This window comes from Ferrimonas gelatinilytica (assembly GCF_039544205.1).
GTDB classification, from domain to species: Bacteria; Pseudomonadota; Gammaproteobacteria; order Enterobacterales; family Shewanellaceae; genus Ferrimonas; species Ferrimonas gelatinilytica.
Window position 1 is genome coordinate 155,096 of the sequence record NZ_BAABLF010000013.1, and the last position, 15,390, is coordinate 170,485.

The window sequence follows — 15,390 nt, forward strand, 5'->3', positions numbered from 1 at the left end:
CCTATTTTTTGTATACAATATACCGGACGGCGCGCACAGTATATCGGCAAAGTGTGAGCTGTAATAGGCTCAGGGATGGGCCGGAAGAGGAAAAGAGGGAACCCTCAGTTTTCGGGATTATGCCAATAAAAAAACGGGCCAATCGGCCCGTTTTTTGGTGAACTCAGTTAGCGGGGTCAGACCCACTGGTCGTTTCTGCGGCGACGCTTAGGCCGAGGCAGGTAGGCGATGATGAAGCCTACCAGCAGGCCAGCACCGGCGAGGATGCCGCCCTGGGTCAGCCAGATGAAGCGCTCGTTGTTCTTCAGCTTGGTGACCTCTTGCTGAAGACGTTCGTTGTCGGCGCTGAGCTGATCCACCTGCTGGGTCGCATTCTGGATGGTGCTGCGCTGCTCCTGGCTGTTACCCAGCAGGGCATCACGCTCCTCGGTGATGGTCGCCAGTTGCTGACGGGTGTCCGCCAGGGCCTTCTCCAACTGCGGCACCCGGGTGCGGAAGCTCGGGCCTGACTTGAGGTATTCCACCTTGATCCAGCCAGTACGCCCCTGCTCATCACGGACCTTGGCGTAGTCGTTCTGGCGCTCTTTCAGGTCGACCAGTGCTTCACCGGCACGAACACTGCCGAGGATACGATACTGGGTGCTGGGCCCTGCCTGCAGATAGATAAAGATGTCTTCCGAGACAATGCTATTAGCCTGGGCCGCCATGCTCGGCAAGCTGAAGGCCGCCAGGCACAGCAACCAGGCAGAGATGCGTTTTGACATAATGTTGATACCACTTCTTGAGAAGGCGCCCATGCTAGGAGATCAGACCGCCGTAGACAAGGCTGAGACCGGGAAAATTGGACCTCTCAGGCAGGAAAAGGAAGGTTTTTGCTCATGGTGGCGTGAAAATGAACGGTGTTTGCCAGAGACAAAAACGGGGCCCGAAGGCCCCGTTTTCCGTCTTAAAGCCTGCTTGCCCATTTAGCTCATCATATTGCGCAGCAGAGTAAAGAACAGGATTGAGAGAGCCGCACCGGCAGGCAGGGTCACCACCCAGCTCACTACAATATTGCGAACCACGCCCAGGTTCAGGGCGGCGATACCACGGGCCATGCCCACGCCCAACACCGCGCCGACCAGGGTTTGGGTGGTAGAGATGGGAAGCCCGGTGCCTGAGGCGATTACTACGGTGGAAGCGGCCGCCAGCTCGGCAGCGAAGCCGCGGCTGGGGGTCAGATGGGTGATCTTGGTGCCGATGGTGCTGATCACCCGCTTACCCAGTACGGCCAGGCCGAACACGATACCGATGGCGCCCAGGGGCAGGATCCACCAGACCAAGGGGGCCTTCTCGGGGATCTCACCGCCGGCCTGGACGATGGTCACCACCGCAGCCAGCGGACCGATGGCGTTGGCCACATCGTTGGAGCCGTGGGCGAACGCCATGCAGCAGGCGGTGGCGATCATCAGGATCCCAAACACCTTCTCGACGTTACCGAACTGGGTCATGCGGTCCGCCTTGGGGTCAAACTTCAACCGGCCGATGGCGATCTTGCCCACCAGGCCGATTGCCGCCGCGATGGCCAGCGCGAGGGCGTAGGATTCTATGAGGGTAAAGTTGAGACCCAGGTGCTTGAGACCCTTGGTGACGGTGACCAGCGCCATGACGAAAGCGGCGAAGGCCATGTAGAAAGGGACGTAGCGTTTGGCGTTTTCCAGCGGCTTATCGGTGTCGAAGATCAGCTTCTGGGCCGTCTGGAAGATGAGATAAGCGATGAATCCGGAGATGGCCGGGGTGATGATCCAGGAGCCGACGATGCCGGCAACCTTGCCCCACTCGACCGCTTCTGAGCCCACGCCGACAGCCGCAAAGCCGATAATGGCACCGATGATGGAGTGGGTGGTGGAGACCGGCCAGCCCAGCCAGGAGGCAACAATCAGCCAGATCCCGGCAGCCAGGAGGGCAGAAACCATGCCATACACCATCAGCTCGGGCTGGTCGATAAAGAAGCTGGAGTCGATGATGCCGCTGCGGATGGTGTTGGTCACTTCGCCGCCGGCCAGATAGGCCCCGGCAAACTCGAATACAACGGCGATGATGATGGCCTGCTTGATGGTCAGCGCGCCGGAGCCCACGGAGGTGCCCATGGCGTTGGCCACGTCGTTGGCACCGATACCGAATGCCATCAGGAAGCCAAAGAGCGCCGCGGCCATGATCAGCCAAGGGCCGTTTGTTACCAGTACTTCTACCATGGTAAAACCTTGTTAAATAACATGTTATCTAAGGGGTTATGGATCAGCTGCGAGCCAGCATCAGTTCCAGCCGGGCGCCGACGCGCTCCGCCAGATCGGCCAAGTCGCCAACCCATTCAAGAATTTTGTAGAGGAAAATCACGTCCACCGGGTTGAGCTCCCGCTCCAGATCAAGCAGCTGCCGGCGCAGTTTCACCTGCATGGTATCGGTGTCATTCTCAATGCGATCGAGCTCCTTGATCATCTCTTCCACCAAGGTCACCTCGCGTCCGCGGAAGCCGGTTTCCAGCAGGTCGTCCAGCTCGTGGATCGCTTTGTGGGCTTGCTTCACTGCGTCGATGCAGCGGCTCAGGTAGGCGCTGAAGGTGTCATGCATCGGTTCAGGGAACCGCATTTCGCGACCGATTACTCGGCCGGCGATATCCTTCGCCTTATTGGCGATCTTGTCTTGCTGGGTGACCATCTCAAGCAGATCGGTGCGCTGTACAGGCATGAAGATGCCGCCGGGCAGGCGCATGCGGATCTTGTGCTTGAGCGTGTCGGCTTCCCGCTCGGACTGGCTGATGCTTTTCTGAAGTTCGGTGGCTTTTTCCCAATCTTCTGCCTTCACGGCTTCGAAGAAGGGCAGCAGCAGCTCTGCAGTGCTCTGGATCTTATCGATGTGCTGCTCAATTGGTTTGATCGGTGACTTGGCGAAGACGCCTAAAAAGTTGACCGGCATGACCTTATATCCTGTAGGAGCCTATTCATTCGGCGAGCGGATCATACCCACTTGAGGAAGATCCGCAACACGCAATCGGATGCAGTTAAAAGCATAGTGCACGCAAGCCCGGCTAACTTGGCCTGGGCTCGACAGGTGCGTAATCTATGGCAGTTATATGACAGCGATATGACACTGCAACAAGTCAGTGACAACGCTATGAAATTTATATGAAAGATGGAGCGGTTGTGGAGATAGAGGTGAAGTTGCTGCTCAATCCGTCATCCGGACTGACGTCGCTGTCGGCGATAGCGGACCTGGTTTCGCTGGATGTGATTGAGCGCAAAGAGTTGGGAAATCGTTATTTCGATACTCCGGACCTGGCCCTGCGTCGGCAGGATATGGGACTGCGGATCCGACGCAGTGGGGCGCAAAGGGAGCAAACTTTGAAAACCCAGGGTCAGGTGACCGGAGGGCTCCATGCCCGGCCCGAGTACAATGCCAAAGCGTCCGGCGAAGTGCCGGACCTGGCCCTTTTCCCCGACCATCTCTGGAGTCTCTCCCAGCGCCAGGGGCTGCAGGAGGGGTTGCGGGTGCAGTTCGAAACCGACTTCGTGCGTGAATCCGCCTGCCTGGATTGGGACGGGGCCCGTATTGAGTTGGCGCTGGATCGGGGTGAAGTGATGGCCGGGGAGGGGCGGGAAGCGATCGCCGAGTTGGAGTTGGAGCTGGTAACCGGAGAGCCGACATCGCTGCTCTCGTTGGCCGAGGTCCTGATGGGGCGCTTTTCATTGCGCCTGGGGCTGGACTCCAAAGCCGCCCGAGGCTACCGGCTGGCGGGGCTAAGTCCGATGCCGACGCCCCTGCAGGATTGGCCGGACAGCAGCGCGGGAAGACTTCAGGCCTGGCAGCGTAACGAGGAGCGGGTGTTGGCGGGGGAAGTGGCCGCCTTGGCGCCGCTACAGCGGGTGTTGGATGAGATCGCCGGCTTGTCACCCTTGCCCGGCGATTCAACGGCGTCGGTCCTGACACGGCAAGGATTGGAGGCGATGATGGCCCAGCCCCGGTATGGTCTTGGCCAGTTGGCGCTGCTGCGTCAACTGCTATCGGAATCCTGACGGGGCGCTTGGCGCAGCTCCCGGCGCAGTGCCTGGATCTCCTGGATCAGCAGTTTGTGCTCTCGTTCCAACTGATTGAGGCGGGGCAGGTTCTCATCTTGAGTGTCCTGGGTGTCCTGACTGACAAACAGCGAGGCGAGGAAGCCGGCCACGACGCCGAAGAAACTGACGCCACAGAGGATCACTATGGCACCTATTAAGCGCCCCTCGGAGGTGACTGGGTAGTAGTCGCCGTACCCTACGGTGGACATGGTTACCAGGGCCCACCACATGGCAGCCTCGGCAGAGTCGATGTTGGCGCCCGGGGCCTTGTCCTCCACGATCAGAATCAGCACTGCGGAGAGGGTGATGATGGTGACCATCGCCAGCATCAGCCCGGTCAGAGTGGTTTGTTGCCGCTGTTTAAGCAGCGGAATCAGTACCGAGCGGCTCATCCGGATCAGACGAAACACCCTAAGAACCTGGAAGATACGGGCATAACGAAGAGTTTCGATGGCGGGGATGGAGGCCACGAGGTCGATCCAGTGGGTGCGCACATAGTGCCATCTGTCGTCACTGCGGATCAGGTCATAGAAAAAGTTTGTAAGGAAAATCAGACAGATGATCATGTCGACCATGAGCAGGAGCTGGGTCAACTTGGCGTCGGGGTCGCTGAAAGCGATGGTCAGCACCACGATCACCGCGATCAGTGAAAGCAGCATCAGTCCCAGCTCTTTGGGGGTGAGGGTTTCCTTTTTCATAGGCTCAGATCTGTCACCAGTTCGCAAATGAGGTAAGCCACGGCAAACGCCAGGGCACCGTCGAGGGCAGCGATGCCGCCGTTATTTTGCATCTCCACCTCCCGGTCAACCCGGACATGGGCCAGTACCAGGGTGCGCAACAGGATGCTGAGCAGGGTCAGTAAGAGTAACCCCAGTAGCGCCCAGAAAAACCAGGCGGCCATGGTGATGAGTGGTCGGCTAGGGTCGTAGGGTTGCAGCCACCCGGCGGTCTGGATCACCAGGCCACAGGCCAGCAGGTAACCACAGTGCCGAAGCGCCACCGGTCGATGGTCCTGACCCAGCGCCTGCTGCAGGCTGCCTCCCTGGTTATGGCGCCGGTATCGATACTCCAGGATTCGGGTGAGGGTGACCAGCAGGCCGATGGCGATGAAGAAGTTGAAGGCCATTAAAGGAACCGCCGCCAGGCTCAGGGTGCCAAGCCACTGTAACATCCCTTTAAGGACCAGACTGATGGCGATCCCGACCGCGCCATCCACCATCGCCATTGACAGGTTGCCGTCGAGGATCTGCTCCCGCTTGTTAATCTGGTGCAGGCCCCAGCGGTCATACCAGCGCCGACTGACACGGATCAGTATCAGGGCGGCCAGCCCCAACCCGGTGGTCCAGACCAGATCTGCGGTCAACGAGGCCTGGGAGGGAAGGTGGAAGATCCCCGAGAGGGCCACCGCTAGGGCCAGGATCCCCCCGGCCAGGCTGATCCCGAAGGCCACATTGTCCCGCTCCGAGAGCTCTCGGGTGCTGTCCACGCCGGCGAACCAGCCGTAGCTGACCCGAGCCAATACGAACAGGGCTATCCCCACCAGCAGTTTCATCCCCAGTGGCAGCAGCAGGGGGTACTGCCAGAGCGTTTCTAGCCAGGTGGGCATCGGCATCTCTCCCTCTCTTATGCGCCCGGAAGCAGGCCCCAAGGGTTATCCGGGTATGATAAAGTGAGCCCACTTTATCTCGGTATTGATGGCTAAACAGGACGTTACATTATGACTAGCGCGCCCTCTGACAACAAGCTTAGCGCTCCTTTGCAACAACTGGCTGAACGCCAGTGGCAACGGCTTGATCCTGAGCGGCTCCAGGCCCTGGATGAGACGGCCCGGGGACAGCTATGGCGTCTGCTGGCGATCTCGGAGTTTGCCGGCCAGGTCCTGGTCCGTCAGCCGGAGTGGTTAACGGCCCTGTTTGTGGAGGGAGAGCTGGGGCGTGCTCAGCGGGCCGAGGCTTACCGCGGCGAGCTGCAGGCGCTGCTCGCTCCGTGCAAAGATGACGCCGAGGCGATGACGCTCCTGCGGGCCTATCGCAACCGGGAGTTGTGTCGCATTGCCGCCAGAGACCTGCTGAACCTGGCCAAGCTTGATGAAGCCCTCACACACCTGTCAGCCCTGGCGGAAGCCACCATATTGGCCACCCGGGATTGGCTGGTTGAGCAGAAGGCCCCGTTATGGGGGCGGGCCACGGATGAAACCGGCCGGGAGCTGGAGCTCTGGGTGCTCGGGATGGGTAAGCTGGGCGGAGGGGAGCTGAACTTCTCCTCCGACATCGACCTCATCTTCTGCTACGAAAGCCACGGTTACACGGCAGGGGGCCGTAAGGAACTGGATAACCAACAATATTTTATTCGGCTTGGTCAGCGGCTGATCAACCTGCTGTCGCAGGTCACTGTGGACGGTTTCTGTTACCGGGTCGACATGCGTTTGCGTCCCTTCGGCGAGGCGGGCCCTTTGGTGGTTTCCCTGGCGGCGATGGAGGATTACTACCAGGAGCAGGGGCGTGAGTGGGAGCGCTATGCCATGGTTAAGGCGCGGCTGCTGGGTAAGGATCCTGCCCAGAGGGCTAAGATGGAAACCCTGCTGCGCCCCTTCGTATACCGCCGTTACCTGGACTACTCCGCCATCGACGCCCTGCGTCGAATGAAGACCCTCATCGAGTCCCAACTGCGTCGCCAGGCGACGACCGATAACATTAAACTGGGTGCTGGCGGGATCCGCGAGGTGGAGTTTGTGGTCCAGAGTCATCAGCTGATTCGGGGTGGCAGGGAGCCGGGTCTGCGGGGGCAGGCGTTGATTCCGGCACTTCGGGAGCTGGATCGACTCGGTCTGTTGGGCCATGGCGACTGCCACCACCTGGAGCAGGGCTACCGGCTGCTGCGTGCGGTGGAAAACCGTTTGCAGGCCCTGGGTGATCGACAGACTCAGCGCCTGCCGGATGATGAGAACGACCGGCTCCGTTTGGCGTTGTCCATGGGATTCGACAGTGTCGAAGCCCTGTGGCAAGCGATCCATCAGGCGATGAGTCAGATCCACCAGGTGTTTCGTCTTACCATCGGCGACAGCGACAGCGAACAGGCCGACCTGGGGTCACTGCCCCTAGTGTGGCAGGACGACAGTGGCGAGCTCGATGGTGAAGCCCTGCTCCGGGAGCAGGGGCTGGACCCGGCACTCTGGCCACTTATCCAGATGGCCCAGGAGGACTTTGCCCGGCGCCGTATCGGCCCTAGAGGCAGGGATGCGTTGGACCGGCTGATCCCCCTGCTGTTGCATGAGCTGCTCCGCCAGGGTGAGGTGACCCTGATCTGGCAGCGCCTGATGACGGTGCTGACCCCGATTCTCAGCCGCACCACCTACCTGGAACTGCTGCTGGAGAAGGCCGGTGCCCGCCGACAGCTGGCCACCCTCTGTGCCGCCAGTCCCTGGATCGCTCAGCAGTTGTCGCGCTACCCCATTTTGCTGGATGAGTTGATCGATCCGGTCGCGCTTTATCAGCCGCTGCCCCCCCAGGGGTATGCGGCGGAGCTGCGGGAGTTCATGTTACGGGTGCCGGAGGAGGATCTTGAGCAGCAGATGGAGGCGTTGCGCCAGTTTAAGCAGGCTCAGCAGTTGCGCATCGCCGCCGCCGATGTCACCCGGGTGTTGCCGGTGATGAAGGTGAGCGACCACCTCTCCTGGTTGGCGGAGGCGATCATTGAAAAAGTGGTTGATCTTGCCTGGCAACAGGTCAGTCAGCGCCACGGCGTTCCCTCCGGCCTGGCGGAGGGGGATCGGGGCTTCGCGGTCATCGGTTATGGCAAGCTGGGTGGGTTGGAGCTGGGATACGGCTCGGACCTGGACCTGGTGTTCCTGCACCAGGGGCTGGGGGGGCACACGGATGGGGCCAAGGCGATCGACAATGGGCACTTCTACATCAAGCTGGCCCAGCGCATCCTGCACCTGTTTGCGACCCGAACCGCCTCCGGCGTGCTCTACGAAGTGGATATGCGTCTTCGTCCCTCCGGCGCCAGCGGTTTGCTGGTCAGTCCCATAGAGGGGTTTGCCCAGTACCAGAGAGAGGACGCCTGGACCTGGGAGCATCAGGCCCTGGTGCGGGCCCGCTTCATCTACGGTGATGATGCCATGGCCGGTGCTTTCGCGCGCCTGCGTCGTGAGGTGCTGTGTCAACGTCGGGATCCGGAAACCCTGCGTCGAGAGGTGAGCGAGATGCGAGCCAAGATGCGAGGTCACCTGGACAAAAGCGATGGTGGTGAGTTCGATCTCAAGCAGGGGGAGGGGGGGATCACCGACATCGAGTTTATGACCCAGTACCTGGTGTTGGCCGGGGCGGCGGATGCTCCGAGTTTGGCCACCTGGTCCGACAATGTTCGGATCCTGGAGTCGGCCCTGATGGCGGAAAAGCTGACCCCGCGCGAGGCGGATCTGCTGACTGCCACCTACATTGAACTCAGGGACAGCAGCCACCACAGGGTCCTGGCAGATCTGCCCACGCTTCTGCCTCTGGCGTTAAAGCCTGCACGCTGCCAAGAGGTGGCTCAGCTGTGGCAGCAGATGATTGAGACACCGCCCGGAGAGTGATCCCGCTAGTCTACTCCCATAAGAAACGGGAAGCCCTCGGGCTTCCCGTTTTCGATCGCTGTGGAGGTTAACGGGGCTGGTAACCGCCGTCGATGCCCTTGGTCGCCACCGCAACCGCGTCGTGAGCGTGGAGGCTCTCCAGGTGATTGACCCGGAGCCAGAAATCCTGCACCTGGGGGTGCTCATCGAGCGCAAATTTGAGACGCCGGGCGGCATCCTCGACGAACATCAGGTTCTGGCCGTTGAGCCGGGCAAACTCCTGCTCATCTTCACGTTTCACCGCCGCCTGCACCGGGGTCTGCAGGGCATCTTCCACCGCATCCACCAGCGCCTGTACCGGCAGGACTTCATTCTGCTCGTCCAGTTTCACCTTGATCTGGGCCAGGGAGCGTTGACTGTGAGGGGTGGCAACGATGCCCTGAGTGGTGCCCAGCCAGCGACGGATGGTCTCTGCATCGACCTGCTCTTCACCGTGGAACTGGTGCTCGAATGCCTCCTGGATCAGCTGGCGGGCGAGGGCTGCGGAGCAGGGGCAGGTTGAGGAGTAGGCCACTTCCAGGCCAAGCTCCAGGTCCAACTCCCCCTTATTGAGCCGGCCGGTCAGGGTGATGGGGTAGTTACGCCAACCCTGGTTCCCGGACATCAGCGCCGGGCGGCGCATGTGGTAGTCGAACTGGAACTTGACGAACGCCTGGTCGGACAGATCGTCATGGCTTTCGATAAACTGGGCCAGCAGTCCCTTAAGGCTTTGCAGGCTCAGGGTTTCGCTCAGGGAGAGCTTGTCCAGCGCCAGGTAGAGGCGGGACATGTGGATCCCCTTGGCGTGGGCCTTGGGCAGGTTGACGAAGGCTTCCACCCGGGCGCTGACGGAACGGGGCTCGGTGGCGTCGGTCTTGACGGTCACCGGCAGCTCGATCTCACTCATACCAACCCAGTCCAGGGTGCCACTTATCTGGGCTTTGGCGCTACTGGCCACGTCAGGCATAAGGGTTGGTAAAGAGGGGTTTTCTGTCATCGGTTTCGACCCTGCTACATCAAAATTGGCGCGAATTATATCACGGCGAGATTTTCGTCTCATGAGGAAAAAGCAATTGTGCCGATGGGATTTCCGATATGGACGCTGGTACATCCGCCCGGGAAGTTCGCTGCGTGGGTCATCCAGGGGGGGTAAGTCGCTATTGTGGTCTTGGTGGGCGCTGGCGAAAAAGGATTAAAGAGGTGGCTGACTTAAACTGCCTTTTGCTTTTTATTCAGTGCTTTTTCTCTTTTTGAAGTGCGTTTTTTAGAGACTTTTCAGGTGGGATGAAAACCTCGTATAGTAGGCCAAAGTCGATAAGAAGATGGGGAAGGTAAGGATGGGCTTTGAACAGCTGGATACGGACACACTGGATCAGTACTGCGCGGCGATCGGTGCGGGCACTTTAATGAAGTCCGTGGTGTTGTTTGAGCAGATGGCACCGGAATACGTGGCGGCAGTCTTAAAAGGGGTGGCCACCGGCGATAAGGAGACCATCACCCGTGAGGCGCACAAGCTCAAGGGGGCGGCGGGGTCTGTAGGCTTGAAGCGGATCCAGCTTCTGTCGGAGCGGTTGCAGCGTGGCGAAGCGCCGGAGTGGTCGGTTGAGCACGGCACCTGGCTCGGGGAGATCCAGACCCACCTTGATCCGGATGTGGCTGCGCTCAAGGCTTACCTGACTGCCAAAGGCTAACCGCTTGCCGAAACAAAAAAAGACCGCGAGGCGGTCTTTTTTTTGTTTCGGCCATGCTTACTGTTCGTTATCCAGTGAGCCGCAGAAACGGTAGCCTTCGCCGTGGATGGTGGCGATGATCTCCGGCGTTTCCGGATGGCTTTCGAAGTGCTTGCGGATACGACGAATGGTGACGTCAACGGTACGGTCGTGGGGCTTGAGTTCACGCCCGGTCATCTTCATCAGCAGATCCGCCCGAGAGAGGATCTTGCCCGGGTTCTCGACGAAGTGCAGCAGGGCACGGAACTCGGAACGGGGCAGCTTGAAGGGCTCGCCGGTAGGGCTGATCAGGGAGCGACTGTTGATCTCCAGCGTCCAGTTGTTGAAGCGGTAGAACTCGACCTGCGGCTTCTCATCGCTCGGCTTGGCGGAGCTGACGATACGGTTGAGCAGGTTACGGGCACGGATGGTCAGCTCACGGGGGTTGAACGGTTTGGTGATGTAATCATCGGCGCCGATCTCCAGGCCGAGGATCTTATCCACTTCGTTATCGCGACCGGTCAGGAAGATCAGGGCGATGTCATCGTTTTCCCGCAGCTCGCGGGCGAGCAGGAGACCGTTCTTGCCGGGCAGGTTGATGTCCATAATGACCAAGCTGATCTTGCTGTTTTTCAGCGCATTATGCATCTCTTCGCCATCGACGGCGACGGTGACTGTGTACCCTTCGGCTTCGAAGATACTCTTAAGCGTGTTACTGGTTACGGCTTCGTCTTCGACAATGAGGATGTGCGGATTTTGCATTTGGGCTACCTAAATAAGCGCTGTTCAACACTAAAGTTTTGGCGCACGCATCATTGGATGCGCCGTTAAGCATAGGCAAAGTCCCTTTCGTTGCCACATTCAGCCTCAGTGCCTGATCGCCACGTTAGGCTGTGTCACTCCCTGCCCAAGCGGGTCTTGCACAGCAAGACGGGCCAATGAGCGGGAACAAAATACCTAAAATGGTTCAACAGTTGTCCAAATAGTGTTAACGGCTTTGCAAAACTGCTAGGCCGGTCACAATTGTCGAGGCCAGCTCACAATCAAACTGAAGTGATGACATTTGCTCAAAGCTTGGCAAGGTGCAGAGGTCCCTGTGCACCAAATAGGGGCAACATTCTACTGAGATGAAAGGGATAAGTCATACATTCCGTCAAGCGTTACACAATCTTGTGATCGGCTTGATGAAACGGCGTCAATGTCCCCCGCGGCAATGCTCCCCCGACGGCCCGGTAGGAAGCGTCGGCCATGCAGTGTTTCTCGATGAAAATCGCCGAACGGGTTGCCTTAGAAAGGCGCCTTGGCGAAAAACTGCATCCGCTCGCCGCTGTACGGGTGGGTCAGGGCCAGCATCTCGGCGTGGAGCAGCAGGCGATCCGCGCCATCACGCGCCTCCCCCTCGGCATAGAAGTTGTCACCGATGATCGGTTGTCCCAGCGCCTGCATGTGAACCCGCAGTTGGTGGGAGCGCCCCGTAATGGGCGTCAGGGCCACCAGCGTTGATTGAGGGGTTCGCTCGATCACCTTGTAGCGGGTCTGGGAGGGCTTGCCATGCTCATGGCAGACCTTCTGCTTGGGTCGATTGGGCCAGTCGCAGATCAGGGGCAGGTCCACCTCACCCTCTTCCAGCGGCAGATCTCCCCAGACCCGAGCCAGGTAGCGCTTGTCGGTTTCCCGCTCCCGGAACTGGCGTTTTAACTCCCGCTCCGCATTTTTTCGCAAGGCAAATACCAGGACACCGGAGGTGGCCATATCCAGCCGGTGGACATCATAGACCGTCTCAAACCGGGTGCGCAGTCGGCTCAGGGCGCTGTCATGATGGGCCGGATCCCGTCCCGGCACCGACAGAAGCTCCGCCGGCTTGTCGATCACCACGATATCCTTGTCCTGGTGCAGGATGGTCAGGAAGGGGTCGGTCGGTGGGGCGTAGATAAAGTCGGTCATGGTCTGGGCTCGTTTGGGCGGTCAGGCGCCGCTGGGCGGCGGGCGCACACGATAGGCCAAGGTCCCATGGGATGCAAGTGGGGCGCCGGCAGGGGCTCAGAGCAGGTTGCCGCCGTTGGCGTAGATCAGGGAGAAGGTCCAGATCACGAAGGCCAGGGGCAGGTGAACCAGGGCATAGAAAAAGGCGTCCAGCCGGGACATGGTGTCGTCGTCGATGAGCAGATAAAGGTGCAGGATCAGGACCAGTGGCAGGGTGGCAAACAGGGGCCAGATGAAGATCGCGGCACCGGGGAGGATGGCGCGGGCGACGATCGCCAACAAAACCATCGCGACCGTGACCGCCGGGGCGGCCCCTATGCGGTAATGATTGGGGTACCAGTGCAACATCCTTTCGCTCCTTTAGGGCTCCTTGAGCCGCGGACAGGGATCCTGACGCCGGTGCCCTCCGCTTATCGCGGTTTTCGGGCCACCAGCTGTGCGGTGAAACGGTCGGGATCCGGCCACCTTCCCTCACGGTAGAGGATCCTATCCCAGCTGGCAAAGGGTTGTATGAGTTCGCCGGGTTGTAACAGGAAATCGGGGTTGCGGGGACGTCCGATCTCCGCCTGAGCCGCGAGGAAGGTTTCATAGAGGATGAGGCCTCCGGGCATGATCGCCTCGGCCAGTTTCGGCAGCAGGGGGCGGTGCAGGTAGTTGACCACGATAATGGCGCTAAACCGCCTTCCTCCCAGGGGGCTCCCCGCCACCTCGGGGGCTTCCAGGTCCCTGCGCCACAAGGTCGCCGCCAGGCGCTGCGCATCCAGCTGGGCCTGCACTGCGGCCAGTGCTTCGGTATTGATGTCGCAAAACCAGACTGGCAGGCCCCGTTTCGCCAGCGTCATTCCGTGGCGGCCATGGCCGCAGGCAAGATCCAGTACCGGACCACTGGGCAGTTGTTCGAAGGCATCCAGGTGGGCCTGCAGCAGGGCGTTTGGTGTTGTGCGTGTGTGGGCCATGGGCGTGAGTTTAGCCCTTGATCTCTTTGCCCCGCAGGACCCGGCGGTGCCACACCGAGTAGTGCCGGAACTGTGACGGCCCGTGGGCCAGGTAGACCGACCACACCGCGATCAGGCCGAACAGGACGGCCCCGTATTGTGGGAAGGGGTAGCAAAGGGCCAGCAGGCCGATCTTGACTACGCTGCCGAGTCCCTTGAGCTGAACCAGCCACATCGGTGAGCGCCAGATCTCCCAAATCATCAGCAGCAGGCCGCTGACCATGGCCAGAACCCACCAGGGTTGCCAATGAGTTTGAGCCGTGGCGTGGAAGAAGCCGGCGGAGGCACCGACGATGCCGAGAACATGGAGGGCACGAAGGGTCGTTTTACCCAGACGGAGCAGGAAAAATTCACGATCGCTGATGGCGGTGGTCATGGGGAGCTCGGATGAGATTGGGATTGGCCTAGTGTGACTACTGCTCTGGCCCGGTGCAAGTGAGCCAGGCGAAGGCGGGCTCGGTAAGCGGGCAGGGCGCCCAAAGTGTGAACTTGGTTCTGACAGTCTTCACCTCCCTTGGTAGTATCAGCGCTTTTTTGCGGGCAAAGTGCGCATTTTTTGTTCACTCCATTGGCCCGTCGTGATTAACGAAAGGGGAAGTTTGTATGCTCAGTAACTGGGAACTCTTCACCGATTTCGGCATCGCCGGTGGCCTTCTGCTTACCGGTAAATGGCTTCGTGCCAATGTTGTGATCTTCCAGCGCCTCTATCTGCCGGCGGCGCTCATCGCCGGGATCCTGGCGCTTGTGCTGGGGCCCTCCGGCGTCGACCTGCTGCCCTGGAGCGCCTCCTTTGCCGCCAACGCCTCGGTGCTGACCGTCGCGCTCTTCGGTGTGCTGGGGCTGGCCACCGACTTTCCCTCGCGGCATGTGCTGATGCGCCGTGCCGGCACCCTTTGGGCCTTTAACCAGATCGCCACGGTCAGCCAGTGGGCGTTTGCCGCGATGGCGGGCCTGGGGTTGATGTTCTGGGTCTGGCCGGATCTGCCGCCGGGCTTTGGTCTGGTGCTCTCTGCCGGCTTCATGGGAGGCCATGGCACCGGAGTGGTGGTGGGCGAGAGCCTGCAGGCGCAGGGCTGGGCAGATGCCCTGACGCTGGCACTAACCACTGCTACGGTGGGGATCTTCGCCTCCATCCTTGGTGGGATGGCGCTGTTGCACCTGGGACTGAAAAAGGGCTGGCTGAAGGATTTCAGCCGCTTCGAAACCATGAGTACCGTTCAGCGCCGTGGTCTGGTTCCCCGGGAGCAGCAGGACAGCGTCGGGCGCAACAGTGTTTCGACCATCTCGGTGGACACGCTGGCGATGCATGGGGCCCTGATGGTGCTGGTCACTGTGCTGGGGCACCACAGTGCAGTGTTCCTGTCGAAGTTCCACGGCATGTTGCAGGTGCCGGCCTTCGTGACCGCCTTTGCCATTGGCCTGGCGGTGAGGGCGTTGCTCAAGCGCACCAAGGGCAGCGATTACTTTGATGACCGCCTGTTCCAGCATGGTACCGGCGCCGCCACCGACTTCCTGATCGTCTTCGGGATCGGCGCCATCAAGGTGACGATTCTGCTCAACTACGCGCTGCCGCTGGTGGCGATCATCCTCTTGGGGTTGGCGTTTAACCTGTTCCTGGTGCTGGTAGTGGCCCCGCGGATCTTCGGGGACAACTGGTTTGAGAAAGCGGTGTTTTCCTGGGGCTGGCTGACTGGCACCGTCGGCATGGGGATCGCCCTGTTGCGGATCATCGATCCCAAGATGCGGGCCCGGGTGCTGGATGACTACGCCATCGCCTACGTGCCCGGTTCCATCACGGATATGTTGATCATCTCCCTGGTCCCGGTGTTGATGATGCAGGGCATGGCCGATCTGGCCATTGGGGCGATGTGGGCCTATGTGGCGGTGATCGCCGGGATCTGGTACGTGGTCTGGGGACGCCACGGTCTCTCTCACAAGGCCATCGTCTAAGCTGATGGGACGATAAACGCGGCATCGGGCTACCCCGGTGCCGCGTTTTTTGTGCTGGAGACGAC

The 15,390-nt window shown here is 60.3% G+C and carries 15 protein-coding genes; 4 read left to right on the plus strand and 11 right to left on the minus strand.

All coding sequences use genetic code 11. From position 1 onward, the window contains the following. Positions 1 to 176 precede the first annotated feature (176 nt). The 3 genes from ABD997_RS10680 to ABD997_RS10690 all read right to left on the minus strand — a co-directional run bounded on the left by ABD997_RS10680 (position 177) and on the right by ABD997_RS10690 (position 2,955). Positions 177 to 764 (minus strand): TIGR04211 family SH3 domain-containing protein, encoded by a 588-nt coding sequence (locus tag ABD997_RS10680; protein ID WP_345317002.1) that lies wholly within the window; start codon positions 762 to 764, stop codon positions 177 to 179. A 201-nt stretch (positions 765 to 965) separates the two neighbouring features. After that, a complete protein-coding gene (locus ABD997_RS10685; protein ID WP_345317003.1) occupies positions 966 to 2,234 on the minus strand; it encodes an inorganic phosphate transporter in 1,269 nt (422 codons plus the stop codon). A gap of 43 nt (positions 2,235 to 2,277) precedes the next feature. Next, the gene (locus tag ABD997_RS10690; protein WP_345317004.1) at positions 2,278 to 2,955 is read right to left on the minus strand and encodes a TIGR00153 family protein; all 678 of its coding nucleotides are present in this window, start codon (positions 2,953 to 2,955) and stop codon (positions 2,278 to 2,280) included. Positions 2,956 to 3,164: 209 nt separating this feature from the next. Here ABD997_RS10690 and ABD997_RS10695 point away from each other — a divergent pair, with 209 nt between their 5' ends. After that, positions 3,165 to 4,052, plus strand: coding sequence for a CYTH domain-containing protein (locus ABD997_RS10695; protein WP_345317005.1), 888 nt, complete (start codon positions 3,165 to 3,167; stop codon positions 4,050 to 4,052). On the opposite strand, the gene ABD997_RS10700 is transcribed toward ABD997_RS10695, so the two are convergent. Together ABD997_RS10700 and ABD997_RS10705 are read right to left on the minus strand one after the other, a co-directional pair. Next, on the minus strand, positions 4,031 to 4,792 hold the full coding sequence (locus tag ABD997_RS10700) for an ion transporter (protein WP_345317006.1): 762 nt from the start codon (positions 4,790 to 4,792) through the stop codon (positions 4,031 to 4,033). The two genes, ABD997_RS10695 and ABD997_RS10700, sit on opposite strands and share 22 nt — an antisense overlap. Next, positions 4,789 to 5,700, minus strand: a complete 912-nt coding sequence (locus ABD997_RS10705; RefSeq protein WP_345317007.1) for a DUF350 domain-containing protein — start codon at positions 5,698 to 5,700, stop codon at positions 4,789 to 4,791. The genes ABD997_RS10700 and ABD997_RS10705 overlap by 4 nt, the downstream gene beginning before the upstream one ends. Positions 5,701 to 5,811: 111 nt before the next feature. On the opposite strand from ABD997_RS10705, the gene glnE reads away from it, so the two are divergent. Continuing rightward, positions 5,812 to 8,670 (plus strand): bifunctional [glutamate--ammonia ligase]-adenylyl-L-tyrosine phosphorylase/[glutamate--ammonia-ligase] adenylyltransferase, encoded by a 2,859-nt coding sequence (glnE, locus tag ABD997_RS10710; protein ID WP_345317008.1) that lies wholly within the window; start codon positions 5,812 to 5,814, stop codon positions 8,668 to 8,670. A 67-nt stretch (positions 8,671 to 8,737) separates the two neighbouring features. Here glnE and folE2 read toward each other — a convergent pair whose 3' ends face one another. Next, positions 8,738 to 9,685 (minus strand): GTP cyclohydrolase FolE2, encoded by a 948-nt coding sequence (folE2, locus tag ABD997_RS10715; RefSeq protein ID WP_345317009.1) that lies wholly within the window; start codon positions 9,683 to 9,685, stop codon positions 8,738 to 8,740. 340 nt (positions 9,686 to 10,025) lie between these two features. On the opposite strand from folE2, the gene ABD997_RS10720 reads away from it, so the two are divergent. Beyond that, the gene (locus ABD997_RS10720; protein WP_345317010.1) at positions 10,026 to 10,379 is read left to right on the plus strand and encodes an Hpt domain-containing protein; all 354 of its coding nucleotides are present in this window, start codon (positions 10,026 to 10,028) and stop codon (positions 10,377 to 10,379) included. Between the two features lie 57 nt (positions 10,380 to 10,436). On the opposite strand, the gene arcA is transcribed toward ABD997_RS10720, so the two are convergent. From arcA to ABD997_RS10745, 5 genes are all read right to left on the minus strand, one after another. Continuing rightward, positions 10,437 to 11,159, minus strand: coding sequence for a two-component system response regulator ArcA (gene arcA / locus ABD997_RS10725; protein ID WP_345317011.1), 723 nt, complete (start codon positions 11,157 to 11,159; stop codon positions 10,437 to 10,439). A 525-nt stretch (positions 11,160 to 11,684) separates the two neighbouring features. After that, positions 11,685 to 12,341, minus strand: a complete 657-nt coding sequence (rluA, locus tag ABD997_RS10730; protein WP_345317012.1) for a bifunctional tRNA pseudouridine(32) synthase/23S rRNA pseudouridine(746) synthase RluA — start codon at positions 12,339 to 12,341, stop codon at positions 11,685 to 11,687. A gap of 96 nt (positions 12,342 to 12,437) precedes the next feature. Continuing rightward, positions 12,438 to 12,728 (minus strand): hypothetical protein, encoded by a 291-nt coding sequence (locus ABD997_RS10735; protein WP_345317013.1) that lies wholly within the window; start codon positions 12,726 to 12,728, stop codon positions 12,438 to 12,440. A 62-nt stretch (positions 12,729 to 12,790) separates the two neighbouring features. Continuing rightward, positions 12,791 to 13,336 (minus strand): class I SAM-dependent methyltransferase, encoded by a 546-nt coding sequence (locus ABD997_RS10740; protein WP_345317014.1) that lies wholly within the window; start codon positions 13,334 to 13,336, stop codon positions 12,791 to 12,793. Positions 13,337 to 13,346: 10 nt separating this feature from the next. Continuing rightward, a complete protein-coding gene (locus ABD997_RS10745) occupies positions 13,347 to 13,751 on the minus strand; it encodes a hypothetical protein (RefSeq protein ID WP_345317015.1) in 405 nt (134 codons plus the stop codon). 227 nt (positions 13,752 to 13,978) lie between these two features. On the opposite strand from ABD997_RS10745, the gene ABD997_RS10750 reads away from it, so the two are divergent. Further along, entirely contained in the window at positions 13,979 to 15,325 is a 1,347-nt protein-coding gene (locus ABD997_RS10750) for a sodium/glutamate symporter (protein WP_345317016.1), read from the plus strand. Positions 15,326 to 15,390 lie beyond the last annotated feature (65 nt).

What these genes read in the sequence shown, in the direction of transcription:
- ABD997_RS10720 (WP_345317010.1), top strand. Translation starts at nt 10,026, where the DNA reads ATGGGCTTTGAACAGCTGGATACGGACACACTGGATCAGTACTGCGCG.
- ABD997_RS10735 (WP_345317013.1), bottom strand. Translation starts at nt 12,728, where the DNA reads ATGTTGCACTGGTACCCCAATCATTACCGCATAGGGGCCGCCCCGGCG.
- ABD997_RS10700 (WP_345317006.1), bottom strand. Translation starts at nt 4,792, where the DNA reads ATGAAAAAGGAAACCCTCACCCCCAAAGAGCTGGGACTGATGCTGCTT.
- ABD997_RS10690 (WP_345317004.1), bottom strand. Translation starts at nt 2,955, where the DNA reads ATGCCGGTCAACTTTTTAGGCGTCTTCGCCAAGTCACCGATCAAACCA.
- arcA (WP_345317011.1), bottom strand. Translation starts at nt 11,159, where the DNA reads ATGCAAAATCCGCACATCCTCATTGTCGAAGACGAAGCCGTAACCAGT.
- ABD997_RS10685 (WP_345317003.1), bottom strand. Translation starts at nt 2,234, where the DNA reads ATGGTAGAAGTACTGGTAACAAACGGCCCTTGGCTGATCATGGCCGCG.
- ABD997_RS10750 (WP_345317016.1), top strand. Translation starts at nt 13,979, where the DNA reads ATGCTCAGTAACTGGGAACTCTTCACCGATTTCGGCATCGCCGGTGGC.
- ABD997_RS10705 (WP_345317007.1), bottom strand. Translation starts at nt 5,700, where the DNA reads ATGCCCACCTGGCTAGAAACGCTCTGGCAGTACCCCCTGCTGCTGCCA.
- ABD997_RS10695 (WP_345317005.1), top strand. Translation starts at nt 3,165, where the DNA reads ATGAAAGATGGAGCGGTTGTGGAGATAGAGGTGAAGTTGCTGCTCAAT.
- folE2 (WP_345317009.1), bottom strand. Translation starts at nt 9,685, where the DNA reads ATGACAGAAAACCCCTCTTTACCAACCCTTATGCCTGACGTGGCCAGT.
- ABD997_RS10740 (WP_345317014.1), bottom strand. Translation starts at nt 13,336, where the DNA reads ATGGCCCACACACGCACAACACCAAACGCCCTGCTGCAGGCCCACCTG.
- glnE (WP_345317008.1), top strand. Translation starts at nt 5,812, where the DNA reads ATGACTAGCGCGCCCTCTGACAACAAGCTTAGCGCTCCTTTGCAACAA.
- rluA (WP_345317012.1), bottom strand. Translation starts at nt 12,341, where the DNA reads ATGACCGACTTTATCTACGCCCCACCGACCGACCCCTTCCTGACCATC.
- ABD997_RS10745 (WP_345317015.1), bottom strand. Translation starts at nt 13,751, where the DNA reads ATGACCACCGCCATCAGCGATCGTGAATTTTTCCTGCTCCGTCTGGGT.
- ABD997_RS10680 (WP_345317002.1), bottom strand. Translation starts at nt 764, where the DNA reads ATGTCAAAACGCATCTCTGCCTGGTTGCTGTGCCTGGCGGCCTTCAGC.